At 29.8% G+C, this 26,401-nt stretch carries 21 protein-coding genes and 1 pseudogene; 20 read left to right on the plus strand and 2 right to left on the minus strand.

All coding sequences use genetic code 11. From position 1 onward, the window contains the following. Positions 1-279 precede the first annotated feature (279 nt). From MR593_RS06295 to MR593_RS06330, 8 genes are all read left to right on the plus strand, one after another. Positions 280-732, plus strand: a complete 453-nt coding sequence (locus MR593_RS06295) for an NfeD family protein (protein WP_290690958.1) — start codon at positions 280-282, stop codon at positions 730-732. Positions 733-760: 28 nt separating this feature from the next. After that, positions 761-1,756, plus strand: a complete 996-nt coding sequence (locus MR593_RS06300) for an SPFH domain-containing protein (protein WP_290690961.1) — start codon at positions 761-763, stop codon at positions 1,754-1,756. Between the two features lie 393 nt (positions 1,757-2,149). Next, positions 2,150-4,144 (plus strand): 1,4-alpha-glucan branching protein GlgB, encoded by a 1,995-nt coding sequence (glgB, locus tag MR593_RS06305; protein ID WP_442908403.1) that lies wholly within the window; start codon positions 2,150-2,152, stop codon positions 4,142-4,144. 150 nt (positions 4,145-4,294) lie between these two features. Beyond that, positions 4,295-5,425: a glucose-1-phosphate adenylyltransferase gene (locus MR593_RS06310; RefSeq protein WP_290690964.1), complete on the plus strand. Its 1,131-nt coding sequence runs from the start codon at positions 4,295-4,297 to the stop codon at positions 5,423-5,425. A 51-nt stretch (positions 5,426-5,476) separates the two neighbouring features. Next, positions 5,477-6,607, plus strand: coding sequence for a glucose-1-phosphate adenylyltransferase subunit GlgD (glgD, locus tag MR593_RS06315; RefSeq protein WP_290690967.1), 1,131 nt, complete (start codon positions 5,477-5,479; stop codon positions 6,605-6,607). Positions 6,608-6,631: 24 nt separating this feature from the next. Then, positions 6,632-8,068 carry a glycogen synthase GlgA gene (glgA, locus tag MR593_RS06320; protein WP_290690969.1) on the plus strand — a complete coding sequence of 479 codons (1,437 nt, stop codon included), beginning with the start codon at positions 6,632-6,634 and terminating at the stop codon, positions 8,066-8,068. Positions 8,069-8,212: 144 nt separating this feature from the next. Next, entirely contained in the window at positions 8,213-10,642 is a 2,430-nt protein-coding gene (locus MR593_RS06325; protein WP_290690972.1) for a glycogen/starch/alpha-glucan phosphorylase, read from the plus strand. Position 10,643: 1 nt separating this feature from the next. Further along, positions 10,644-12,524: a glycoside hydrolase family 13 protein gene (locus MR593_RS06330; RefSeq protein ID WP_290690973.1), complete on the plus strand. Its 1,881-nt coding sequence runs from the start codon at positions 10,644-10,646 to the stop codon at positions 12,522-12,524. A gap of 75 nt (positions 12,525-12,599) precedes the next feature. Here the strand turns inward: MR593_RS06330 and MR593_RS06335 are convergent, their stop codons facing one another. Continuing rightward, positions 12,600-13,013: a single-stranded DNA-binding protein gene (locus tag MR593_RS06335; RefSeq protein WP_290690975.1), complete on the minus strand. Its 414-nt coding sequence runs from the start codon at positions 13,011-13,013 to the stop codon at positions 12,600-12,602. Between the two features lie 210 nt (positions 13,014-13,223). Between MR593_RS06335 and MR593_RS06340 the strand changes: the two genes are divergently transcribed. From MR593_RS06340 to MR593_RS06360, 5 genes and pseudogenes are all read left to right on the plus strand, one after another. Continuing rightward, on the plus strand, positions 13,224-15,128 hold the full coding sequence (locus MR593_RS06340) for a sensor histidine kinase (protein WP_290690979.1): 1,905 nt from the start codon (positions 13,224-13,226) through the stop codon (positions 15,126-15,128). A gap of 214 nt (positions 15,129-15,342) precedes the next feature. Continuing rightward, positions 15,343-15,507: pseudogene (locus MR593_RS13645) on the plus strand (pantoate--beta-alanine ligase); the annotation flags it as partial. 169 nt (positions 15,508-15,676) lie between these two features. Next, positions 15,677-16,528 (plus strand): Mrp/NBP35 family ATP-binding protein, encoded by an 852-nt coding sequence (locus tag MR593_RS06350; RefSeq protein ID WP_290690980.1) that lies wholly within the window; start codon positions 15,677-15,679, stop codon positions 16,526-16,528. A 61-nt stretch (positions 16,529-16,589) separates the two neighbouring features. Then, the gene (locus MR593_RS06355; RefSeq protein ID WP_290690982.1) at positions 16,590-17,030 is read left to right on the plus strand and encodes a DUF134 domain-containing protein; all 441 of its coding nucleotides are present in this window, start codon (positions 16,590-16,592) and stop codon (positions 17,028-17,030) included. A 92-nt stretch (positions 17,031-17,122) separates the two neighbouring features. Then, complete coding sequence (locus MR593_RS06360; RefSeq protein WP_290690983.1) at positions 17,123-17,311, plus strand: hypothetical protein; 189 nt, start codon at positions 17,123-17,125, stop codon at positions 17,309-17,311. Positions 17,312-17,345: 34 nt separating this feature from the next. On the opposite strand, the gene MR593_RS06365 is transcribed toward MR593_RS06360, so the two are convergent. Continuing rightward, a complete protein-coding gene (locus MR593_RS06365) occupies positions 17,346-17,531 on the minus strand; it encodes a hypothetical protein (RefSeq protein ID WP_290690985.1) in 186 nt (61 codons plus the stop codon). A 210-nt stretch (positions 17,532-17,741) separates the two neighbouring features. On the opposite strand from MR593_RS06365, the gene MR593_RS06370 reads away from it, so the two are divergent. From MR593_RS06370 to MR593_RS06400, 7 genes are all read left to right on the plus strand, one after another. Further along, the gene (locus tag MR593_RS06370; RefSeq protein WP_290690987.1) at positions 17,742-18,977 is read left to right on the plus strand and encodes a pyridoxal phosphate-dependent aminotransferase; all 1,236 of its coding nucleotides are present in this window, start codon (positions 17,742-17,744) and stop codon (positions 18,975-18,977) included. A gap of 456 nt (positions 18,978-19,433) precedes the next feature. Continuing rightward, positions 19,434-21,218, plus strand: a complete 1,785-nt coding sequence (gene iorA, locus MR593_RS06375) for an indolepyruvate ferredoxin oxidoreductase subunit alpha (RefSeq protein ID WP_290690989.1) — start codon at positions 19,434-19,436, stop codon at positions 21,216-21,218. 1 nt (position 21,219) lies between these two features. Further along, positions 21,220-21,795, plus strand: coding sequence for an indolepyruvate oxidoreductase subunit beta (locus MR593_RS06380; protein ID WP_290690991.1), 576 nt, complete (start codon positions 21,220-21,222; stop codon positions 21,793-21,795). A 140-nt stretch (positions 21,796-21,935) separates the two neighbouring features. Then, positions 21,936-23,006 (plus strand): butyrate kinase, encoded by a 1,071-nt coding sequence (buk, locus tag MR593_RS06385; protein ID WP_290690993.1) that lies wholly within the window; start codon positions 21,936-21,938, stop codon positions 23,004-23,006. Positions 23,007-23,041: 35 nt separating this feature from the next. Beyond that, entirely contained in the window at positions 23,042-23,869 is an 828-nt protein-coding gene (locus MR593_RS06390) for a MerR family transcriptional regulator (protein WP_290690994.1), read from the plus strand. After that, positions 23,862-24,773 (plus strand): bifunctional enoyl-CoA hydratase/phosphate acetyltransferase, encoded by a 912-nt coding sequence (locus MR593_RS06395; protein WP_290690996.1) that lies wholly within the window; start codon positions 23,862-23,864, stop codon positions 24,771-24,773. Before MR593_RS06390 ends, MR593_RS06395 begins: the two co-directional genes overlap by 8 nt. 162 nt (positions 24,774-24,935) lie before the next feature. Next, positions 24,936-26,162, plus strand: coding sequence for a cation:proton antiporter (locus MR593_RS06400; RefSeq protein ID WP_290690998.1), 1,227 nt, complete (start codon positions 24,936-24,938; stop codon positions 26,160-26,162). Positions 26,163-26,401 lie beyond the last annotated feature (239 nt).

Here is a 26,401-nt window from a genome sequence, read left to right on the forward strand (position 1 = left end):
CAAGGCATAAACCAACTTATGGCAACTGTTTGTGCTGCTTATATACATGGATATATAGGAGATAAGCTAGCTGAAAATCTATATACAGTAAATGCGACAGACATTATTTCTGATATTCAAAAGACTATGAAGATTTTTTCAAAATAATACGATATAAAAATACAATATTTGATATTACTTTGTAACTATATTTTATATAATATGATGTTACAATATAATTAAAATAACTTAATTTAAAGCAAGATATTTTTAATTGATTAAAAGAGATGAGGGATGCGTATGAGTATCAGTATGAGCACATTTTGGCTTATAGTAGCCATTATATTCGGTGTTGGAGAATTAATGACAACAAGTCTTACTTTAATTTGGTTTAGTATTGGAGCTTTAGTGGTGATGCTTATTAGTATATTTATAGAGAGTATTTTATGGCAGGTCATAGTATTTGCAGCTATATCTGTGACTCTTCTAGTTATAGCTACTAAATATCTAGTAGATAAAGACAAAAACGTAAAATACAATACTAATTTGCAAGGAATAATTTCACAAAAAGCTATGGTAATTGAAGATATTGAACCTTATGAATCAGGCGTTGTAAAGCTAAATGGAGAAGAATGGACAGCTATATCTAAGGATGAATTAAAAATTGAAAAGGGTAAGGTTGTAGAAATTATAGAAATTGAGGGTGTAAAGCTAATAGTTAGAGAGGTCACTAGCCCTAATTTAAACAAATAACAATTTAGTAAATGAAGGAGGGTTTTATATGCCAATTATTATAATATTACTGATAATAGTAGTTATAATGAGTATTAAGTGTGTTAAGGTTATTCAACAATCAACAGTCGGGATTGTAATGAGATTGGGAAAATTCCACAAAAAAGCCGATACAGGTGTACATTTTCTAGTTCCATTTATCGATACTCTATCTTATAGAATCGATTTAAAGGAAAGGGTAGAGGATTTTCCACCTCAACCAGTTATAACAAAGGATAATGTTACTATGCAAATAGACACAGTAGTTTACTACCAAGTGACAGATCCTATTAGATTTGTATTTGAAATAGCAAATCCAAATGCAGCTATAGAAAATTTAACAGCTACGACACTTAGAAACATTATAGGTGAACTTGACTTAGATGCTACACTTACATCTAGAGATGTTATAAATACAAAGATGAGAGCTATATTAGACGAAGCAACTGACAAATGGGGTATCAAGGTAAACAGAGTTGAGCTTAAAAACATAATGCCTCCTCACGATATACAAGTCGCGATGGAAAAACAAATGCGTGCAGAACGTGAGAGAAGGGAATCTATACTTCAAGCAGAAGGTGAAAAAGCATCATCAATACTTAGAGCAGAGGGTGAAAAGCAATCAGCTATACTTAAGGCAGAAGCTAAGAAGGAAGCTATGATAAGAGAAGCAGAAGGTGACAAACAATCTAGAATCCTAAAAGCTCAAGGTGATGCAGAATCTATCAGAGAAGTTGCAAAAGCAAAGGCTGAAGGAGAGTCAATAGTTATCACACAAGTATTTAAGGCTATGAAGGAAGCAGATATAGATGACAACATGCTAGCACTTAAATCTATGGAAGCACTTGAAAAAGTTGCACAAGGTAAATCTACTAAGCTTGTATTACCATCAGAAGCAGTTAATTTTTTAGGAACATTTAAGGGTATCAAAGAGGTCTTAAGTGATGCAAAGGACAATAGTGAAAAAGATACCGATATAGAAGAAATTGACTTCAAAGAAGAATAAAAATAAAAACAAGCTCCCCTATAATTACGCTATTAAAAAATAGTGTTGATTTAGTGGGAGTTTTTTTATTTAGGTTTATCTTTAGGCAAATATTTTCCTATGTGAGTCGCAAAAAAAATAAAAGAAAATTACATAAAAAATATTTAATAAAAAAAGTTGTGAAAATGTTTTCCTTAAAAAGAAAAGATTTTCCTGGAAAAATATTAAAAAAATTTACATAATTAAAGATAATATTGTATACAATTTCCTAATTTTAGTTTACAATATAATATAGAATGATGAGGTACGAATAATATTTAAGAGGAGGGGATTCTTATTAATTATTTAGATATAATAAAAAGGGACAATCTAGACAGCTTTAAAAGTGGTAATGCTTTAGACAGTTATAAGTATATGGGAAACCACAAGGCTGAATATAAAGGAGAAGAAGGAATATCTTTTATGGTATGGGCTCCTAATGCAAAAGAGGTCGAATTAGTTGGAGATTTTAATAATTGGGATGGGAGTTCTCATAAATTAGAAAATCTATACAATTCTGGTATTTGGTCTATTTTCACAACAGATTTATCACAAGGGGATATTTACAAATACAACGTGGTAGGTTGCGATGGAGTTAGTAGACTTAAATCAGACCCATATGGGACTTACGCAGAATTAAGACCTGAAACAGCTTCAAAGGTTTTTGAATTAGAAGAATTTGATTGGAGCGATGAAAAATACATAGAAGAAAAGAATAAAAAGGTTATATTTGAAGAACCAATGAATATATACGAAGCTCATCTAGGTTCTTGGAAGAGAAAATGGGATGGAGGCTTCTTTAATTACGAAGAGCTATATGAAATGCTAGAGTACTGTAAGGATATGGGATATACACATGTCGAGTTAATGCCTATTACAGAATATCCGCTAGATATGAGCTGGGGATACCAAACAATAGGATATTATGCTACAACTAGTAGATATGGAACACCAACTGAATTTAAAGCATTTGTAGATAAAGCCCATGAATTAGGTCTTGGAATTATCCTAGACTTTGCATATAGTCATTTCTGCAAGGATATACATGGACTTTACAGATTTGATGGTTCTCCTCAATACGAATATGCAAATCCTTTAAAAGCAGAAAACTTAGGATGGGGAACAGCTCATTTTGATTTAGGAAAACCAGAAGTAAATAGTTTCTTACTTTCAAATGCTTTATATTGGTTTAAGGAATATCATATAGATGGAATTAGAGTAGACGCTGTAAGCAGTATGCTTTATCTTGACTATGATATAGGGGATTGGGAACCAAACCAATACGGTGGAAGAGAAAATATAGAAGGAATAAACTTTTTAAGAAGATTAAATGAGGTTATTTATGCAAATGTTAAAAATCCTATTGTAGTAGCAGAAGAATCTACTGCATGGCCTATGGTAACATCACCAACATACGGAGGTGGACTAGGATTTTCATATAAATGGAATATGGGATGGATGAATGATACATTAAAATACATGGAAATGGATCCTATTTATAGAAAATATCACCATGACTTAATAACATTCTCATTTATGTACGCTTTCTCAGAAAACTTCATACTTCCACTATCACATGATGAAGTTGTACATGGTAAAAAATCTTTAGTAGATAAGATGTCAGGTGATGAATGGCAAAGATTTGCAAGTTTAAGATTATTATACGCTTATTACATGATACACCCAGGTAAGAAGCTATTATTTATGGGATCTGAATTTGCACAAGGCTTAGAATGGAGATATGACTATGGATTAGAATGGCAATTACTAGAAAGAGAACAACATTCTAAGATGAAGGATTATGTAAAAGATTTAAACTATTTATATAAAAATGAAAAATCACTATACGAATTAGATAATACATATAAGGGGTTCGATTTCATAGATCCTAACAATAAGGATCAAAGTATTGTTACTTTAATGAGATTGAGTAAGGATCCAAAGGACTTTATAATAGCTGTTTTAAATTTCACTCCAAATGTTTATTACGATTACAAGGTAGGAGTTCCTTATCAAGGAGTTTATGAAGAAATTTTAAACAGTGACGATTCAAAATACTATGGATCAAATCAAACTATGGAAAATGCTGAATTATTCTCTCAAGATGAAAATTGGCACAACAAGCCATATCATATAAGAATAAAGGTGCCACCACTAGGTGCGACTTTTATAAAATTAAAAAGAGAATATGAAGAGGTCAAAGTAGTTGAAGATGAAAAAATAGAAGCAGTAAAAGAACAAAAAATAATAGAAAAAGAAGAAAAAAAGGCTGCTGATAAAAATATAATAAAAAGTAAATCAAAAAAAAGTAAAAAGACAACAAAAAGAGGTAAAAAATCAACTAGAAATAAAAAACACCGTCAAAGTTAAAAAAATGTATTATAATTTATATAAAAAAGTAACTAGGTGAAAAGAAAATTTTAATAAAAAATTATAAATGATAATAATTTTATTTTAAATAAATTTATTAATAACTTTAAAATATAAAAATATAGGTAAACTATATGAAAGGGGATAAATATGAAAAAAGAAATGCTAGCTATGATTTTAGCAGGGGGACAAGGCTCAAGACTAGGAGTATTCACAAAAAGAATTGCAAAACCAGCAGTATCATTTGGAGGAAAATATAGAATAATAGACTTCGTGTTAAGTAACTGTTCTAACTCAGGAATAGATACAGTTGGTGTATTAACTCAATACAAACCACAATTATTAAATTCACATATAGGAATGGGAGACCATTGGGACCTAGACAGAGTTAACGGTGGTGTAACAATACTTCAACCATATATGAATGAAAAAGAAGGTCATTGGTTCAATGGTACAGCCAATGCAATCAAAAAAAATATGGACTTTATAGATGATTATGACCCAGAATATGTTTTAATATTATCTGGTGACCACATATACAAGATGGACTACAGTAAAATGCTAGACTTCCATAAGGAAAAAAATGCTAAAGCTACAATAGCAGTAATAGAAGTTCCATGGGACGAAGCAAGTAGATTTGGAATAATGAACGCAAATGAAGATGGAAGCATTTATGAATTTGAAGAAAAACCAAAAGAACCAAAAAGTAATTTAGCCTCTATGGGTATTTACATATTCGACTGGAAAACTTTAAGAGCATACTTCAAAAGAGCAGATGAAACTGGAGAATGCTTAGACGATTTCGGACACAATGTAATACCAACTATGTTAGAAGAAGGACAATCAATGTTTGCATATCCATTCAAAGGATACTGGAGAGACGTTGGTACTATACAAAGCTTATGGGAAGCAAATATGGATTTAATAAACGATCCAAAGGCAGTAGATTTAAATGATCCACAATGGAGAATCTACACAAATACAGGGGATATGCCACCACAATACATAGGACCAAAGGCATCAGTTAAAAAATCACTAATTGCCGATGGTTGTAGAGTTTACGGAACTGTAAAAAATACAGTATTATCTCATAAAGTACAAATAGGAGAAGGATCAGTTGTAGAAGATTCTGTAATAATGCCTAACGTAAAAATAGGTAAAAATGTAGTTATCGAAAAAGCTATGATAGCAGAAGGTGCAGTTATAGAAGATAACGCAGTAATAAAAGATGAAAACGGCGAAATAAGTGTAGTATCAGAATTTGAAACTGTAAAAGCATAATTAAGTAGAACATAAGTAAATATTAACATAGGTAAATAGGGGGAAAAAATTATGAAAAATGAATGCATGGGCTTAATAAACTTAGATAACATACAAAATCCATCTGTAAATGTATTATCAGATCACAGACCAGTAGCTACTATACCAATAGCAGGTAGATATAGATTAATAGACTTTACTTTATCAAACATGGTTAACTCAGGAATGACTAATGTAGGTATATATGCAAGAGAAGCTTACAGATCTTTAACTGACCATTTAGGAAGTGGTAAAGACTGGGATTTAAGTAGAAAAAAAGGTGGGCTATACGTATTAAGTCCAGAAAATACAAAAAACAATAATAACTACGGATATAGAAAAGGTGACATATATACTATATTAGCTAACATAGACTATATAGAAAAAAGTCCTGAAGAATATATTATAATAGCACCATCATATATGATATGTACAATTGATTACAGTGATTTACTAAAATACCATAAAGAGTCAAACAACGATATAACAGTAGTTTATAAACGTGTTGACAATGCAAACAAAGATTTTAAAAATTGCAACACTTTAAATATAGATAAAAACAGAAGAGTGAAAAATGTAGGAAATAACTTAAGTACTTTCCCAAGTGCAAATATATGCATGGATACTTTTATAATGAAACGTACAGATTTTATAGAATGCATATACAGTATAGCTAGCATGGGAACTTATTCATACATTGAAGATTATATAATAAACCAATTAGACAATATACAAGTAGGTGCATATAAATACGAAGGATACTTAAAATGCATAACTTCATTAAAGAGCTACTATGAAGCTAGTAAAGAATTCTTAACAGAAGAAGTATCTAAAGAAGTTTTCAGATCAAATAGAAAAATATTCACTAAAGATAAATCACAAGCACCAACTATATATGGAGAAGATGCTGAAGTTAAAGGTTCATTTGTAGCAACTGGTTGTCAAATAAACGGTACAGTTGAAGATTCTACTTTATTCAGAAAAGTAAAAATAGGTAAAGGCGCAGTTGTTAGAAATTGTGTAATAATGCAAAGCTGTAAAATCGGTGAAAATGTAGTACTAGAAAATGTAATACTAGACAAAAATGTAACTATAACTTCAGGTAAGGAATTAAAAGGAGACAAAGATTACCCAATGGTAATTGAAAAAAATCAAACAGTTTAGACATAAAATAAGGGGGTAGAAAGAATGAAGGTCCTTTATGTAACAGCAGAATGCTGGCCTTTTGCGAAGACAGGGGGATTAGGTGATGTTGCATATGCATTGCCTAAAGCATTAAAAAAAGAAGGTGTAGATGTTAGGGTAATTATGCCTAAATATTCAACTATACCTACATATTTAAAAGATCAACTAAAAAAAGTAGGTGAATTCAGCGTTGATGTATCATGGAGAAGCCAATACTGTGGCGTAGAAGAAATGGAATTAGATGGAGTAACATTTTACTTCATAGACAACGAATACTACTTTAAAAGAGATGGAGCAGAAAGTATATATGGTCATGGAGATGATGCAGAAAGATTTATATTCTTCACAAATGCTGTATTAAAATCTATTGATAAGTTAGGTTTCTACCCTGATGTAATCAATATAAGTGACTGGCATACAGGAATGTTACCATTATTCTTAAAAGAAAAATATGCTCATTTACCAAAATACAAAAATATAAAAACTATGTATACTATACATAATTTACAATATCAAGGTATATTTGGAAGAGAAATACTTGGAGATGTATTAGATATAGACTTCAAATATTTCAACAATGGAGATATAGAATACCATGGAGATATAAACTTCATGAAGGCAGGTATAAATTTTGCTGATAAAGTTTCTACAGTAAGTCCATCATATGCTGAAGAAATAAAAACAGAATTCTATGGAAATGGTCTAGATGGATTAATAAGAGCTAATTCAAATAAATTAGTTGGTATACTAAACGGATTAGACTACGATATAAACAATCCAAAAACAGACAAGAATTTATTTGCAAACTACGATGTAAATTCAATAGATAAAAAAGTTAAAAACAAAGTTGAATTACAAAAACTTTTAAAATTAGATGTAGACCCAGATATTCCTATGGTTGGAATTGTATCAAGATTAGTTTCACAAAAAGGTTTAGATTTAATTGACTTTATGATGCCTGAAATAGTGAACGAAAAACTACAATTAGTAGTATTAGGAACTGGAGATAACCAATATCAATCTATGTTCCACTATTATGATTCACACTATCCTAATAAGGTGTCAGCTAACATAACTTTTGACAGCGCATTAGCTCAACAAATTTATGCAGCAAGTGATATATTCTTAATGCCTTCTTTATTTGAACCTTGTGGAATAGGCCAAATGATAGCTATGAGATATGGTACATTACCAATAGTAAGGGAAACTGGAGGATTAAAGGATACAGTAATTCCTTATAACCAATACACTAAAGAAGGTAATGGATTTAGTTTTGCAAATTACAACGCTCATGAAATGTTCTTTACATTACAAAGAGCTATAAAATTATACCAAGAAGATAAAGAAACTTGGAATACACTAGTTGAAAATGCTATGAACACTGATGACAGTTGGAGTAAATCAGCTAAAGAATATATAAAAATATATAAAAGTCTATAAAAAAAGCTTAATTTAAGATTATTAAAATATAGGTTTTAAACATATTATGGAAATTATGTTTGTCGATAGTTTTTAGATAAATATAATTTCCTCTATGTTTATATTATAAAAAGGGATATTTTAAAATAGTAAGGGAGATGGCTTATGATCACAATTAGCAAGAAAAAATTTAAACAAGCGTTTAAAAGCAAAATGTACAGTCTATATGCCCAACCTATTGAAGAAGCAAGTAAGGATGAAATTTTTAGAGTATTATGTTGCGTTATAAAAGACTTTATAGCTAAAGAATGGGTTGGAACTAGAATCGATAAAGAAAAAGCAGTGTTTTATTTTTCAATGGAATTCTTAATAGGAAGACAATTACAATCTAATTTATTAAACTTAGATGTTGAAAAGGAAATTGAACAGGGGCTAAAGGAATTAGGAATCGATTTAAATGAAATAATAGAAACAGAGCCAGATCCAGGTCTTGGAAATGGTGGACTAGGAAGACTTGCAGCATGCTTTTTAGATTCAATGGCATCAGTTGGAATTAGTGGTCATGGATATGGAATAAGATATAAATACGGACTATTTGAACAAAAATTTGTAAACGGAAGTCAAATCGAACTACCTGATAACTGGCTAAAAAACGGTCAATATCCTTGGGAAACTGTAAGACCTAATAGAGCAGTTGTAGTTAAATTTGAAGGAGACGCTTATTTAAGAGAAAAAGAAGACGGTAACCTAGAAGTAGTTCATACAAATTATATACCTGTTATGGCAATGCCTTATGATATACCTATAATAGGATATGAAAATGAATGTATAAACACACTTAGATTATGGAAGAGTGAAGTTTTAAATAGAGATTTTGCAGAAGTTAATAAAAATGCAAGAAATCAAAATGGAAGCTACGAAGATGCATTAAAATACAAATACTACGCTGAAGAAATATCTCAAGTTCTATATCCAAATGATACAAACTACGCAGGTAGATTGCTTAGATTAAAACAAGAGTATTTCTTTGTAAGTGCAGGATTACAAGATATTATAAGAAAATGCAAGAAAAATAAAGTAAGCATGAGAGACTTACCTAAAAAAGTAGCAATACATATAAACGATACTCATCCAACTTTATGTATTCCAGAATTAATGAGAATACTTTTAGATGAAGAAGGATTTTCTTGGGATGAAGCATGGGATATAACTACTAAAGTTATGTCTTACACAAATCATACAATATTAGCTGAAGCATTAGAAAAATGGCCAGTTGATATGGTTAAACAATTATTACCAAGAATTTATATGATAATAGAAGAAATAGACAGAAGATATGTTGAGTATTTAGAAGATAAATACCACAATCAAGATAAAGTAAACAGTATGAGAATTATATATAATGGTCAAGTAAGAATGGCTCACTTATGTATAAGAGGTAGTCACAGTGTAAATGGTGTTGCTAAGCTCCATACTGAAATACTTAAAAATGAAGAGCTACATGACTTTTATGTAGATGAACCATATAAGTTTAACAATAAGACAAATGGTATAGCTCATAGAAGATGGCTTATGAGCTGTAACAAAGAGCTTTCTGATTTAATAACTTCATTAATCGGAGACGATTGGAAAAAGGATACAGCAAAATTAAAAGATCTAGAAAAATATCTAGACGATAAAGAAGTTCTAGATAAAGTAGGTCAAATTAAGTACAATAATAAGGTTAAGCTTGCAGATTATGTTTATGAAAAACAAGGTATAGAGCTTAATCCAAATTCAATATTCGATGTTCAAATAAAGAGATTACATGCATATAAGAGACAATTATTAAATATACTTCATATACTTTACTTATATCATGAAATACTAGATAATCCAGAATTTGAAATGGAGCCACGTACATTTATCTTCGGTGCTAAAGCAGCTCCAGGATATTATTTAGCAAAATGTATAATCAAGCTTATAAACAGCGCTGCAGACTTAATCAACAACGACGAGAGAGTTAAAGGTATGATCAAGATAGTATTTATAGAAAATTACGGTGTATCAATCGCTGAAAAAATCATACCAGCTGCAGACGTAAGTGAACAAATATCTACAACTACTAAAGAAGCATCAGGAACTGGTAACATGAAACTTATGATGAATGGTGCTATAACAATGGCTACTATGGATGGAGCTAATGTAGAAATTTCTGAACAGGTCGGCGAAGAAAATATGTTTATATTTGGTCTAAAGGCTGAACAAGTTTTAGATTACAATAAATACGGTGGATATTCTTCTAAAGACATATATCACAGCAATAGAAAAATCAAGAGAGTAGTAGATGATTTAGTAAATGGTTTCATACCAGGACTTGGTAAAGAAGGAATTGCAATATACGACTCTTTAATAACTCACAATGATGAATATTTTGTACTTAGAGATTTCGATAATTATGTCGAAGCACAAAATAATCTACAAGAACTTTACAAAAATAGAGACCTTTGGAACAAAATGTCATTAAAAAATACAGCCTGTTCAGGTTTCTTCTCAAGTGACAGAACTATAGAAGAATATATAAATGATATTTGGTTTAAAGAAGGTGTAAAATAATATGGCGAATGTTATAAAATATAATTCATGGGATACAAACTTTAAAGCTCCATTTGGGGCTTTAAAGACTTGTGAAAAAGCGACTATAAATGTTGAAGCTAGTAAGTTTGATATATACAGTATAAAATTAATAATCCAAAAAGAAGATGAAAATCTAAATCCCGTATTAGTAAGAGAAGTAGAATTACAATTAAGTGAGGATTTAGGAAATGTAAAAAAATATTCAGCAGAAATTCTTCCTCTAGAAGAGCCTGCAGTTTATTATTACTTCTTTGAAGTAAGATTAAATTTACATGGCGAAGATAAAACATTATTCTACGGAAAAGACCATAATAATGGAATGATCTGTGAGTATGATTCAAAATATATAAATAAATACCAATTAACTGTATATGAAGATTACAAGGTCCCATCTTGGTTTAAAGAAGGTGTTTTATATCATGTATTTGTAGACAGATTTAACAATGGAAACAGAAATGGAAAAGTAGATGGTATAAAGAAAAACTCTTTCTTATATGGAAATTGGGATGATGATCCAATGTACATAAAAAAACAAAATGGAGACATCGCTAGATGGGATTTCTACGGTGGTAACCTTAAAGGAATAATAAATAAACTAGGATATCTAAAGAAATTAGGTGTTACAATTATATATTTAAGTCCAGTATTTGAGGCAGCAAGTAACCACAAATACGATACAGGAAATTACAAAAAAATAGATCCTATGTTCGGCGATGAAAAAACATTTAAAGAATTAATAGATAAGGCAGCAGAAAAAGGTATATCTATAGTTCTTGATGGAGTATTTAGCCATGTCGGAGAAGATAGTATTTATTTCAATAAATACAACAATTACGATAGCGTAGGTGCTTATCAATCTGAAGAATCACCATATAGATCATGGTTTAACTTTGGAGAAGATAAAGATGACTACCAAGCTTGGTGGGGAATAAAAGCCCTACCTAACACTAATGAATTAGAGCCTTCATTTATGGACTACATTATATATGATGAGGATAGTGTAGTAAATAAATGGATGAAGATGGGTGTTAAAGGCTGGAGACTAGATGTAGTAGACGAGCTTCCTACTAAATTTGTAAAAGAATTAAAGAAGGAAGTAAGAAAAAACGACGATGAATCTATATTAATAGGCGAAGTTTGGGAGGATGCTTCTAATAAAATAAGCTATTCAGAAAGAAGAACTTATCTATTAGGAGACCAACTAGATAGCGTTTTAGGATATCCATTTAGAGATAATTTAGTTTCTTTCTTAAATGGAGAAATAGCTTCTTGGCAATTAAACGATTTCTTTATGACAATAAAGGAAAATTATCCTGAAGAAGCGTTTAAATCTAATTTAAATTTATTGAGTAGCCACGATATAGAAAGAGTAAAAACTGCTCTAAAATCTGATAAAGAATTATTAAAATTAGCTATACTTACACAAATGAGTTTTGAAGGTGTTCCATATATCTACTACGGAGATGAAGCCGGACTTGAAGGCGGTAAGGATCCAGAAAATAGAAAAACATATCCTTGGAAAAACGAAGATATGGAAATAATGGATTTCTACAGACATTGTAGTCAATTCAGAAATAGAAATAAAGTATTGACTTATGGAAACACTTACTTCATATATACAGGAAATGACGATGTATTTGCATATACTAGATACGACGATGAATATGAAGGTATATTAGTAGTTTTAAATAGAAGTGAAAATAATCAAAGTGTAAGCCTTGCATTAAAAGCAGATTCTATAGAAGAAATTACTGTAAAATATTCAGTAGTCAATAATGGCGAAAAAATTGAAGCTGTAGACAATAAGTTCGATATAGATATAGATTCAAAATCTTATAAAGTATTTAAAATATCTAAATAGTAACTTTTAATCAATAATATTATAGATAAAAATCTATGGAGTATAAAATTTATATTCCATAGATTTTTTTGATTTTTAAAATGGAATTTCTTCTTCTGAGATTTCTTCTTCATTTAGCACATTTTCAAATAAGTTGTCGCCGTTAAATAATTTATTGTCTTTTGAAGGTTTGTTTTTGCTTCCTAAAAAATGAAAGTTATCTGCGTGTATTTTAGTTTCAGTTCTATTTTCTCCTTCTTTGTTCAAATATTTTTCAATTCGTAGAGAACCCTCAATACCGACTAAAGAACCTTTAGAAGTATATTGACAGAAGATTTCAGCCCTTCTGCCCCATATTTCTATGTTTATAAAATCTGTTGGTACAACGCCGTCTTTATTTTTATAATTTCTAGATACGGCTATAGAAAATCTGCATAGGGCTGTATCATTGCCAACGTATTTTAATTCAGGGTCAGAAGTAAGCCTTCCTATTAAACTGACGTTATTCATGCAATCACCTCATAAATTTGTATTATTTACCAAACATTATTACCAAATTTTAGTTCGTTTATACAATAAAATGAGGAAAAAAGAGGGATTTTAAGTAAAAAAATATAATATAATATATTAATATAAGAAATATAATATATTTGTATCATAGAGAAGATTATATCCACATTTATACTTTGATTTTTAAACATAAAAAAAAGGGGTAGGGCTATGAATAGTAGGGTTTATGAACAAATTCTAAAAAAAAGCGAAGATGGGTTTTTAAAATTAAAAGGATACAAAAATAAAATCGGTGAATATGTTGATTTTGAAATTTTAGATTATAATAATTCGCTGATAGATATTTTAAAAATTGTATCAAAAGAAGATAACATAAATATAAAAGCTTTAAAGCAATTTATTAACGATAAATTCAAAAAAAATGAAGAAGGTATCGATGAAAATACTTTTATGAAAAATATCGAAGAAAATGAATCTCAAAGTGTAAATTTTTTTGTGAATATCTATGGAAAGAATTTGACTGTAGATGGATATTATTTTGGAGACTATTTTATATTTATTTTAAAATTTAACTTGCAAAATGCAATTTTAAAATTTTCTAATTTACTTGAAAAATCAAATAGCGTCTATTTTTGGATGAAAGATGTCGATGGAAATTATATCAATGTAAATGAAAAATGGTTAGAAGCGACTAGATTTTCTAATAAAATAGATGTAATTGGAGCAAATTGCTATGATGTTTGGCCGAGGGATGAAGCTGAAGAATTTACGAAAAATGAACAAGATGTCATGGAAAGTAAAACAATAAAGACATTTGAAGAGAAATTTTCATCTGTAAATGGAGAAAATATCGTGGACACCACCATATGGCCTATGCTAGATAGCGATAACTCACCGATGGGTACTATAGGTATTGCTATTGATGGAAAATATAGAATGAAGTTTTATTCCAATTTAAAGGAAAATGAGCGCAATTTTAAAGAAATAACAAAATATTGTGATTCTGTCTTTTTTATAAGGGATGAAGAAAAAGTAATTTATATGAGTCCAGCATTTGAATCTATGTTTGAAGAGTCATACGAATCCTTTGCAAACGATGTATATAAATTTAACGATTTTTTTAAAAATGAAAAAAATAGAAATGGGTTATTAGACGATTATAAATTTGATGAATTAAATGAAGGTAAATTAAAGGCTAAATTAAAAAATGGAAAAGAAAAGTGGATATGGTATAAGTTTTTACCTATATACGACGATTGCGGTAACCCTATAAAGAGAATTGGTATTTTAACAGATATAACAAAGAGTGTAAATGTTGAGGAAGAAAAAGAAAAAATAAGATTGGACTTTTTTGCAAATGTATCACATGAGCTTAGAACACCAATTAATCTATTGTTGAGTTCAATACAAGTTTTAAAATTAAAACTAGATAGCTTAGATAAAGAAAATCAAGATTATTTCTCAAAATATATAAATATAATGCAGCAAAATTCGTTTAGATTATTAAAGTTAATAAATAATTTAATAGATTCAACAAGGATTGATTCTGGAAGTATACAAATTAATTTAGTAAATGCAAATATAATCAGCTTTATAGAAGATATATGTTATTCTGTAGTACATTTTATAGAATCAAAAGATATGCATTTGATATTTGATACAAATAAAGAAGAGGAGATCATAAGCTTTGATCCAGATTTCATAGAGAGAATCATCTTGAATTTACTATCGAATGCAATTAAATTCAATAGAGAGAAGGGAAATATATTTGTAAATGTAAAGGTAAATCAAGATGATGTAGCTGTGGAGGTTAGAGATGAAGGTTTTGGTATACCTAAAAATAAAATAGAATCTATTTTTGACAAATTTGAACAGGTTAGATCAAAGATGAAAAGCGAGCGAGAAGGAAGCGGAATAGGTCTTTATATAGTAAAATCTTTAGTCGAAATGCTAGATGGAACTATAAAGGCCGTAAGCGAGGTAGGAAAAGGAAGCTCGATTATATTTAATTTGCCTAGAAAAATTATAGAAAATAAAGATGTAGAAAATATTAAAAATGACAAAGAACGCAAAATAAATAAAGTTATTTTAGAGTTTTCTGATATATACAATTGATAATTATTAATACAAAGTCATCTTCTTTTATATCAATTTATGATAGAAGATGATTTATTTTTCTAAGTCTTCTAAAATAGAAAAAGGAGAAGTTAAACATAAAAGTTGCAACAATAGTATTAGAAACAAGAAACACAGTAAAACAATGTAGAAAAAAAGGTTAAACAGTAGCTTTAGTTCCTACAATGTGATTTCTACATGAAGGACATGCTAGTCTGATAATTTATGTGGTAAATCAAGACCAATACATTTTAAAGGTGTTTGTACAGTAGTATCAAAATTATTCAATATAGTATCACTAGATAGAGCTTATTTTGGACAAAAGGATGCCCAACAGCTTGCAATAATCAAAAAAATGGTAAAGGACTTAAATTTCGATAAGAAGAAAAAATAAAAAGGATATTCCTGAATGTGAAGAGAATTGCTCTGAATGCGAAAAAGATTCCTCTGAACACATCTATAACTAATTGACAATATAAATAAAAAGAATTATTATTATAGTTAGTGGCAAATGCTAAAAACAATAATAACTCAAGGGGGAATCAAAAATGTCAGATTGTGGATCATGTCCATCTAAAGGAGAATGCAGCAAAGATAAAGAAAGCTGTGGTATAAAAAACAATCCTTTAAATAATATAAAGAAAATAATAGGTGTAATGAGTGGTAAAGGTGGAGTAGGTAAATCTACTGTATCTGCACTTATAGCTAAAAATTTAGCAAAACAAGGATATAAAGTAGGGGTTTTAGACGCTGATATAACAGGACCAAGTATACCAAGACTTTTAGGAGTTAAAGACTCTAGAGCAATGGGTGCTCCTGACAACTGTATATATCCAGTTCAAAATGCAGAAGGAATAAAAGTAATGTCATTAAACCTATTGATAGATGATGAAAACCAACCAGTAATCTGGAGAGGTGCAATGATATCTAATGTAGTTAAGCAATTCTACACAGATGTAATCTGGGGAGAATTAGACTACTTATTAATAGATATGCCTCCAGGAACAGGAGATGTCGCATTAACAGTTATGCAATCAATCCCAATAAACGGAATAGTTATGGTTTCAGTACCACAAGATATGGTATCTATGATAGTTGCTAAGGCTGTAAATATGGTTAGAAAATTAGACATAGAAATCATAGGTATAGTAGAAAACATGAGCTACATACTATGTCCAGATTGCGGTAAGAAGATAGAAATATTCAGTGGAAGTGAAACTGGTAAATTACTAGATGATTTACAATTAGACTTACTTGGAACATTACCTATGAATAGTGGATTTGGAAATGTATCTCTTGGAATCTACAACGATGAAGAAGTAGAAGGATTATTCAATCCAATTGTAATAAATATGTTAAATTCATTAAAAGAAATAGAAGCAAAAAAATCTCAAGCATAATATAATAGATAGTAAGTAGTATTTCAGCATAATTAATCTGGAAAATCTAGGAGGGTTTATAATGGCAAGACCTACAAAATATAGAACAGTAGAATTTTTTCCAGAAGGTAATTATTTTATCCCTTGGGGAAAAAAGGATTGCGAGATTGAAGAGGTTGAAATTAAGGTAGAAGAACTCGAAGCAATACGCCTAAAGGATATTGAAGGACTTACACAAGAAGAATGCGCAAGTAAAATGGAAATCTCTCGCCAAACCTTTCAAAACATAATAGAGAGTGGAAGGAAAAAAATTGCTATAGCACTAACAGAGGGAAAGGCAATTAGAATTGCAGGTGGACATTATACAACTAAATTTTGTAAGTTTAAATGTGCGAAATGTGGATATGTTTACACAGTTAAATACGAGCAAGATAAAATCATATGTCCGAAATGTTCTTCGACAGAAGTTATGTGTGGTAAGAAGGAAAGTTTCTGCAAGAAATGGTGCTGTAAAAAGAGATAATATTGACTTAATAATTGAAATTTGATATTATTAGACATAATATAAAGAAGCTCTGATTTTATATCAGGGCTTTTTACTTAGGAGATGAAGAGTTGATATTAGATGTATTGATATTTATTGTTGACTTAGTTTTATTTTTATACTTTACTAAGGTTGGTTTAAATACAACTGATAGAGTGACTAGGTTGATTTGCTGTACAGCTATGACTTACGAAATATATCTTATGATAAGATTTTTTAAGAGTTTAAAACTAAAGCTTAAAAAAGATAGAAGGATCTGAAGATAAATGCGTTTTATTTTCAGATCCTTTCTAATTATTGTAAACCTCTTTCTTTAGCTAATCTTTTATAAGCTCTGTAAACAAAGTCGTTAACTCTTCCAGTTTTTTCTCTATCAGCTATTAATTTTAATAAGTCTTGATCAGAATAATTAACTTCTTTTATTTGTTTATAAAGAGCTTCTTCATGTATTCCTCTTTCCATTGAACATCCTGCTGCCATATTTATCACCTCTTAATAATTATTTACCCTAATTATAATTATATATAACTTTAAATAAGAAATAAACCAAAAAAAGGAAGTTTTAATTGAATAAATTTTCTAAAAATATATGTTGACATTCCATTAACTAGAACATATTATGATATAGTTAAGAATTTTAATTTTAACAAATATTTTATGTTAAAAATTTTTGAAATAGAGGTGATTTATATGAGTATGGTAGCAGAGCATGCTAAATGGCCAAAAGAAAATGATATTATATTTAGTTTATCTGAAAGAGCACAAGCAGCAGAAAAGAAATTAGGAAAAGACAACGTTATTAACGCAACAATTGGAGCATTAATGAATGATGAAGGTAAATTAATAGCTATGAAAACAGTATACAATCAGCTTAAAGCTTTACCAAATGAAGAAATATCAGCATACGCATCTATAGGTGGTCAACCAGCTTATCAAGAAGCTGTAAAAAAAGTTTGTTTCAAAGGAAATGATCCAGAAGGTCATATTAGAGTAGTCGCTTCTCCAGGTGGTAGTGGCGCAATAAAATTAGCTATGTATAATTACACTAATGAAAATGATGTAGTTTTGGTTTCAGACTGGTACTGGTCTCCATATGGAATAATAGGAGAAGAAACTAACAGAGGAGTAGAAAATTACGCTTTATTTGATGAAGCTGGAAACTTCAATATGGCTTCATTTAGTGAAAAATTTACAGAAATATTAAATAGACAAGGTAGAATATTTACTATAATAAATTCACCAGGAAACAACCCAACAGGATACAGCTTAACTGATGATGAATGGGATAAAGTTTTAGATTTAGCTAAAGAAGCTGCTAAAGACCCTGAAAAGAAAATAGTATTTCTTGTAGATGTTGCGTACATAGATTTTGTTAGAGATGATGATGCAAGTAGAAAATTCTTTAAGAAATTTGGAAATCTACCAAGTAACATACTTACAATAGTAGCATTTAGTATGTCAAAAGGATTTACAGCTTATGGTATGAGAATGGGAGCTGCTATAGGGATATCTTCAGATGAAGAAACAGCAGAAGAATTCTATTACTCATTAATGCACTCTTGTAGAGCGACTTGGTCAAACTGCAATAGAGGGGCGATGGCTGTTTTATCTGAAATAGTTGCAGATAGCAAAAAATACGAAGAATACGAAGCAGAAAAGAATTCATATAAGGATATGCTTTTAGTTAGAGCAAATGAATTTGTAGAAGGTGCAAAGGAATGTGGCCTTGAAATACTACCATATAGAGATGGTTTCTTTATAAGTATACCATGTGATGATCCTATGAAGGCTTGTGAAGAATTAGCAAAAGAAAATCTTTACTTAGTACCTTTAAAAATGGGACTTAGATTTGCAGTTTGTGCAGTTGAAAAATCTAAATGTAGAAAAGCACCTAAGCTAATAAAAGAAGTTTTAGATAGAATATAATATTTAAAAATATTGTAATTTATATTATAAAACAAAATAAAATTTAATCGAGATATATAATAAAGATGTTGTTATTCAGATTAATTTCAAAAAAATTATAGAATAATGACATCTTTATTTTTTTTATGCAATATATTCGATAAATTGAATTAAATTAGAATTTACATCATATAAATTTTTATATATAAAAAAATAATAACGATATGTTAAATAATTAATATTAAAATAAAAAAATAATAAAAAATAAATAGTAAAATAAATAAATTAGATAATATAATAAATTTTTAGAAAAATAACGAAAAAAATATTGACATTCCAATAACTGGAATGTTATATGATTTTATTAAGAAAAATAATAATTATATTAATTAAATAATTTTAAAGATTATATATTTTAATAAAGTAAAAAGGTTTATATTAGGAAAACGAAAATTATAATTTAAGGGGGATTTAGTTATGAAACAATTAATGACAGGGAATGAAGCCATAGCACGTGGGGCTTATGAAGCCGGTGTCAAGTATGCATCTGCATACCCAGGAACTCCTAGTACAGAAATATTAGAAAACATAGCTTTATATAAAAACGATATAGTAGCAGAATGGGCACCAAATGAAAAAGTCGCATTAGAAGCAGCAGCAGGTGGAGCATTTGCAGGTGCTAGAACAGTAGCATCTATGAAGCACGTTGGACTTAATGTAGCAGCAGACCCATTATTTACAGTTTCATATACTGGTATAAACGGAGGATTTGTAGTAATAACTGCAGATGAACCGGGAATGCATTCATCTCAAAATGAACAAGACAATAGAAACTACGCAAGATCAGCAAAAGTTCCACTATTAGAACCATCAACAAGTCAAGAAGCAAAGGATATGATGAAATTAGCATTTGAAATAAGTGAAACATTTAATACTTTAGTATTATTCAGAGTAACTACAAGACTTTGCCACTCAAAAGGATTAGTATCATTAGAAGAAAGAAATGAAGTAGGTATAAAACCTTATGTCAAAGAAATAAAGAGAGTTACAGTTCCAGCAAATGCTAGATTACTTAGAATCGATGTAGAAGAAAGAGAAAAGAAATTATATAAATTCTCTAATGAAACAGAATTAAATTATATGGAAATAAATGAAGGAGCAAAAATAGGAATTATATCATCTGGAATGTGCTTTAACTTCGCTAAAGAAGTATTTGGAAAAGACGCATCTTACTTAAAATTAGGATTTACAAATCCAATGCCAGATGAAAAAATAAAAGAATTTGCTTCTAAAGTAGAAAAGATATACATAGTAGAAGAAAATGATAAATTTATAGAAGATCACGTAAAATCATTGGGAGTAGATTGCATAGGAAAAGATGTACTACCAGCATACGGAGAAATGACTTCAGACGTAATCAGAAAGAGTATATTTAAAGATACATTTAAACACGAGGATGTAGAACCAGAATTAGTTATACCAAGACCTCCTACATTCTGTGCAGGATGTCCACATAGAGGATTATTCTATGAATTAGGAAAGAGAAAAGACATCGTAGTAGCTGGAGATATAGGATGCTATACATTAGGATATTCAGAACCATATAACGCAATGGACTTTGTAGTATGTATGGGTGCTAGCTTAAGTTCAGCACATGGATGTCAAAAAGTTTTAAATATGGTTGAAGGCAACGAAAAGAGAGTAGTTGGTATACTTGGAGATTCAACATTCTTCCATACAGGAATCAACAGTTTAATAGATGTTATATACAACAAAGGTAACTCTATTTCAATAATATTAGATAACAGAATAACAGGTATGACAGGACACCAAGAAAATCCAGGTTCAGGATTTACTCTACAAGGTGAAGATACAACAATGATAGACATAGAAACAGTAGTAAGAGCATTAGGAGCTAAAAACGTAAGAGTTATAAATCCTAATAAATTAGATGAAGTAAGAGATGCTCTAGATTGGGCTATAGGACTAGATGAAGCATCAGTTATAATAACTAGATGGCCATGTGCTCTTAAGAGATTCTCTCAAGCTGATATAGAAGAATTCGGTAGAGTATTTACTGAAAAATGCGTTGTAGATAAAGAAAAATGTGTAGGATGTAAAAAATGTACAAAGACTGGATGTCCAGCAATATCAGTTGATAAAGAAACTAAGAAAGCTTCAATAGATATGAATCAATGTTTAGGTTGTGAGGTTTGTTTACAAGTTTGTCCAAAGGACGCTATAGTGAAGGAGGAAAAATAAGATGACTAAAAGTATAATGTTAGTAGGTGTAGGTGGTCAAGGTACTATATTAGCTAGTAAATTATTAACAATAGGATTAATGGAAGCAGGATACGACGTAAAAATGTCAGAAATACATGGTATGAGTCAAAGAGGAGGATCTGTTTCTTCTCAAGTTAGATATTCTGAAGATCAAGTTTATTCACCAGTTATAGAAATTGGTGGAGCTGATATGATAGTTTCATTTGAAAAAGTAGAAGCACTTAGATATTTAAAATATCTAAAAGAAGGTGGAACTATAGTAGCTAACAACTACAAAATGGATTCTGTGGCGACTATAACAGGTAAAGCAGAATACAAGGTAGAAGAAGTAGATGAAAAATTAAAAGCTCTAAATGCAAAGGTTATAAATGCAGCTGATAAAGCTATGGAGCTTGGAAATGCAAAGGTTATGAATATAATTTTATTGGGAACTGTTATAAAAGCTATGCACTTAGAGCATATTGATTGGGAAAGCATCATAAAAAATAACGTAAAAGAAAAATTTATAGATATAAATATAAGAGCCTTACATGAAGGTATGGCATTAGTAAGCTAGTAAAATTTGAACACAATATTTATCATATATAAAATTTAATTAAATAAAAATGTGGCCTGATAAAGAGCTATTATGAGATAAAAACTTATAATAGCTTTTTATCTATACATTTATATATTAAAAATCAGGAGGGAATGAAAATGACTTATAGAGTTTTAGCGATAAATCCAGGATCTACATCAACGAAGTTCGCTGTATATGAAGATGAAAAACCGATACTAGTGAAGGGGATAGAGCATAGTATCGATGAAATTTCAAAATTCAATAATATATTAGATCAATATGAAATGAGAAAAGATCAAATACATGATATACTAGATGAAAACAACATAGATTTAAAAACTATAGACACTATAGTAGGCAGATGTGGAGGTCTTCCACCAGTAAAAAGTGGGGCATATAAAATAAACGACGCTATGATAGACAGACTTAGAAATAATCCTACTTTGGAGCATGCGTCTAACTTAGGAGCTGTTATAGCTTATTCTCTATCAAAGGAAATAGGAGTAGATGCGTATATATACGATCCAGTTTGTGTAGATGAGATAATCGATATAGCTAGACCTTCAGGTCTTAAAGAGATGGACAGACATTGTTTAACTCATGCTTTAAATACGAGGGCTATGGCTATAAAATACGCAAAGATGAATGGCAAGGATTATAGCGATTTAAATTTGATAGTTGCACATTTAGGTGGTGGCATCAGCTTAAATGTACATCAAAAAGGTCGTATGGTGGATTTTATATCTGATGAAGAAGGTCCTTTTTCTCCAGAACGTGCAGGTAAACTGCCTGTAACTAGAGTAATCGACTTATGCTACAGCGGAAAATACAATCATAAGGAAATGAAAAAAAGAGTCAGAGGTCAAGGAGGAATATTTTCTTATCTAAATACTGTAGACGCTAGAGAGGTAGAATCTAAAATAGAAGCTGGAGATGAATACGCCAAATTAATATACGATGCTATGGCGCTTCAAATAGCAAAGGGAATAGGCGAACTCGCAACTGTTGTAAATGGTGAAGTAGATGCTATAATTATTACAGGAGGAATTGCTTATTCTAAATATATGACTGAAAGCATTAAAAACAGAGTTAAATTTATTGCTCCAGTCGAAATATTGCCAGGAGAAAATGAATTAGAGGCTCTTGCATTTGGAGGATTTAGAGTTTTAAAAGGAGAAGAAGAAGCTAGAATTTATAAAGAAGATTAACAAACTTAATTATAATTTTTAGGGGCGTGTAACAGATGAAGGAATTTTTTACTATTGGTGAAATATCGAAATTGTTTAATATAAACAAAAAGACACTTAGATATTACGATGAAATCGACTTATTCAAGCCGAGCTATGTCGATAAAAATAATAAATACAGATATTATTCAATAGACCAATTTGAATGTCTAGAAACTATACAATATATGAAGGAATTGGGACTTACTTTAAATAAAATAAAATACCATTTAAATACTTTAAATTTAAATAGTATAATCGATTCCCTAGAATATCAAAACCAAATTATAGAAGAAAAAATAGATGAATTAAAGAATATGCAACACAGTATTAATAAAAAAATATCTCAAATAAAAGATGCTACACAAAGAGATATTTTAAATCAGATAAGAGAATTAGATTTTGATCAAAGATGTGTAATCGAATATAGAGAGAAAATATCCTACAAAGATGTCGAGCTACTAGTTAGAAAACTAGCTCAAGTATCCTCTTATAAGGTATGTTTAACTTATGGAGATGTCGGAATATCAGTTTCTAAAAAGAATTTAGAAAATCAATTTTATGAAGAATATGATAGTGCTTTTATGATGGTTGAAGAAGGTCTATATGAAAAAGAATTGATAAAGATATTTCCAAAGGCGAAATATTTATCTATTAGATATAACGGATATCACGAGGATGCCCCAAAATATTATAAAAAACTGAGAAAATACATAGATGAAAACAATTATGAAATAATAGATGACTCAATTGAAATACAATTAGTAGACCCAAGTCTTATAACCTGTGAAAGTGAAATGGTCACAGAAATACAAATACCAGTAAGGAGAAAACAAAATGATTAAAAAATTAGATCAAATGCTAGATGTTTTAAAAGGCAGTGAAAAAGTAGTTTTATCAGTTGCAGCAGCTCACGATGAGGAGGTACTACTTGCTATAAAAAGCGCTGTAGAAATGAATATAATAACACCTATATTAGTAGGTCAAGAAGACAAAATAAGAAAAATATCAGAAGAAATAGATTTTAATTTAGATGGAATAAAAATAATAGATAAGGAAACTATAGAAGAATGTGCTGAAGTTGCTGTTAAATTAGTTTCTTCTAATGAAGCTGACTTTGTTATGAAGGGTCTTTTAGATACTTCTGTAATATTAAAGGCTGTTTTAAATAAAGAATGGGGACTTAGAACAGATAGCTTACTTAGCCATGTTATGGTATATGAAGCAGATTTTTATCCTAAATTATTAGTTACAACAGATGGAGGAATGAATATAGCTCCTGACTACGAACAAAAAGTAAAGATACTTAAAAATGCTATAAAGGCTACAGAGCCTCTAGGATTAGAAACTATAAAGGTCGCTGTTTTAGCTGCGAAGGAAAAAGTAAATCCTAAAATGCAAGCTACAGTAGATGCGAAGGCTTTAGAAGATGCCTGCAAACAAGGTGAGTTTGGAGATAATGTAATAGTCGAAGGTCCTCTAGCATTTGACTTAGCAGTATCTAAGGAGGCTTGCAAGGTAAAAGGATTTAAGACAAAGGTAGGAGGAGATGTCGATATAATGTTGATGCCTACAATAGAAGTTGGAAACGGTATAGGAAAGGCATTTACATATGCTGCACATGCAAAATCTGCAGGTATTATAATGGGAGCAAAGGCGCCTATAGTTTTAGTTTCAAGAGCTGATACACATGAATCAAAATTATATTCTATAGCATATGGTGCTATAGTTGCAGCTCATAAAAAATAAAACTTAAAATACAATTTCAAATATTAAATTTATGTAAAAAATATGTTAATAATTTTTAACAAAATTGTTAATATATTTTTTTTTGTATTGTATAATGAAAATATAGTTAATTTAGATAATATGAAAAATATTAAATATTTATGAAAGTTGAGGTTGTATTTTATGAATTCTTATTATTATCTATTTGAGATAGCATTAATTCTTTTTTCAACTAAATTATTGGGATTGCTGTTTAGAAGAATAAGATTACCACAAGTAGTAGGCGCTTTATTAGCTGGTATTATAATAGGACCATGTATGTTAGGTTTGGTTTCAGAAAGTGAATTTATAACTCAGTTATCTGAAATAGGTGTAATATTATTGATGTTTACTGCCGGTATGGAAACTGATATAGAAGAATTGAAAAGACAGGGAAAAGCTTCTTTTACAATAGCTTTATTAGGTGTATTAATTCCGTTTGTTTTAGGAGGAGGAGTAACTTATTTATTTGCAAAATTTGGAATGAAAAATATCATGGGAGACACAAGTATAATGCTACAAAGTGTGTTTGTTGGTGTAGTTTTAACTGCTACATCAGTAAGTATCACTGTTGAGACACTTAGAGAAATGGGAAAACTGAACTCTGATGTAGGAAGTGTTCTTCTAGGAGCTGCGATAATCGATGATATTTTGGGGATAATAGCGTTATCTATAGTTACGAGTTTTGCAGATACTTCTGTGAAAATGAGCGTAATCCTTACAAAAATAGTACTTTATTTTGTGTTTATGGCAATCGTTTCGTTCGTTGTCTATAAGATATTAAAAATATGGTTTAAGGATAGCGATCATTTAAAACGACACGTAATAGCAGTAATAGGCTTATGTCTGTTATTATCTTATATATCTGAAGTTTATTTTGGTGTTGCGAATATAACAGGAGCTTTTATAACAGGTCTTATTATATCTGCAGTAGGATATAAAAAGGAAAGAATCATGGGTACTGTAGATGATGTATCATATGCATTTTTATCACCTGTATTTTTTGCTAGTATAGGTCTTAAGTTAGTTTTACCAAAAATGAGTGCAATAATTGTATTATATGCAGTTGTATTATCTATAGTAGCGATTGTATCTAAAATATTAGGATGTGGTCTGGGAGCTAGATTGTTTAAGTTTTCTAGGAGTGAATCTGTTCAAGTTGGAGCTGGTATGGTCTCAAGAGGGGAAGTTGCACTTATAGTAGCTAATAAAGGTATAAAATTAAACATGGTGTCAAATGTAATATTTGCACCTATATTGATAGTTGTTATAATAACAACAGTGATTTCACCGATACTTTTAAAAATAGCGTTTAAGGATAAAGATTCGAGTTTAGAATGTAATGAAATAGTTGTCAATGAATATGAATAAGTCATAAAAGACTATTGCAGGAACTTATTTAAATATGTTTTTGTAATAGTCTTTTATAATGTGTAGAAAATAATTTAAAATTTATCTAAATAGATATAATTATACTATATGTAAAAATAAATGTTAAAAAAATATCTAATATAATTTAATATATAATTTTAAAATACAGTTAAAAATGTTAAAGGACTGTTAAAGCTAATGCAATTGGTTTATCAAAAGCTTACTATAAATATATAGAA

It is taken from the genome of Intestinibacter sp. (genome assembly GCF_022780145.1).
In the GTDB taxonomy this organism is placed as follows: domain Bacteria; phylum Bacillota; class Clostridia; order Peptostreptococcales; family Peptostreptococcaceae; genus Intestinibacter.

Bases quoted from the DNA above. Each gene is read 5' to 3' on its own strand.
- MR593_RS06295 (WP_290690958.1), top strand. From the start codon at position 280: ATGAGTATCAGTATGAGCACATTTTGGCTTATAGTAGCCATTATATTC.
- MR593_RS06300 (WP_290690961.1), top strand. From the start codon at position 761: ATGCCAATTATTATAATATTACTGATAATAGTAGTTATAATGAGTATT.
- glgB (WP_442908403.1), top strand. From the start codon at position 2,150: ATGGGAAACCACAAGGCTGAATATAAAGGAGAAGAAGGAATATCTTTT.
- MR593_RS06310 (WP_290690964.1), top strand. From the start codon at position 4,295: ATGAAAAAAGAAATGCTAGCTATGATTTTAGCAGGGGGACAAGGCTCA.
- glgD (WP_290690967.1), top strand. From the start codon at position 5,477: ATGAAAAATGAATGCATGGGCTTAATAAACTTAGATAACATACAAAAT.
- glgA (WP_290690969.1), top strand. From the start codon at position 6,632: ATGAAGGTCCTTTATGTAACAGCAGAATGCTGGCCTTTTGCGAAGACA.
- MR593_RS06325 (WP_290690972.1), top strand. From the start codon at position 8,213: ATGATCACAATTAGCAAGAAAAAATTTAAACAAGCGTTTAAAAGCAAA.
- MR593_RS06330 (WP_290690973.1), top strand. From the start codon at position 10,644: ATGGCGAATGTTATAAAATATAATTCATGGGATACAAACTTTAAAGCT.
- MR593_RS06335 (WP_290690975.1), bottom strand. From the start codon at position 13,013: ATGAATAACGTCAGTTTAATAGGAAGGCTTACTTCTGACCCTGAATTA.
- MR593_RS06340 (WP_290690979.1), top strand. From the start codon at position 13,224: ATGAATAGTAGGGTTTATGAACAAATTCTAAAAAAAAGCGAAGATGGG.
- MR593_RS06350 (WP_290690980.1), top strand. From the start codon at position 15,677: ATGTCAGATTGTGGATCATGTCCATCTAAAGGAGAATGCAGCAAAGAT.
- MR593_RS06355 (WP_290690982.1), top strand. From the start codon at position 16,590: ATGGCAAGACCTACAAAATATAGAACAGTAGAATTTTTTCCAGAAGGT.
- MR593_RS06365 (WP_290690985.1), bottom strand. From the start codon at position 17,531: ATGGCAGCAGGATGTTCAATGGAAAGAGGAATACATGAAGAAGCTCTT.
- MR593_RS06370 (WP_290690987.1), top strand. From the start codon at position 17,742: ATGAGTATGGTAGCAGAGCATGCTAAATGGCCAAAAGAAAATGATATT.
- iorA (WP_290690989.1), top strand. From the start codon at position 19,434: ATGAAACAATTAATGACAGGGAATGAAGCCATAGCACGTGGGGCTTAT.
- MR593_RS06380 (WP_290690991.1), top strand. From the start codon at position 21,220: ATGACTAAAAGTATAATGTTAGTAGGTGTAGGTGGTCAAGGTACTATA.
- buk (WP_290690993.1), top strand. From the start codon at position 21,936: ATGACTTATAGAGTTTTAGCGATAAATCCAGGATCTACATCAACGAAG.
- MR593_RS06390 (WP_290690994.1), top strand. From the start codon at position 23,042: ATGAAGGAATTTTTTACTATTGGTGAAATATCGAAATTGTTTAATATA.
- MR593_RS06395 (WP_290690996.1), top strand. From the start codon at position 23,862: ATGATTAAAAAATTAGATCAAATGCTAGATGTTTTAAAAGGCAGTGAA.
- MR593_RS06400 (WP_290690998.1), top strand. From the start codon at position 24,936: ATGAATTCTTATTATTATCTATTTGAGATAGCATTAATTCTTTTTTCA.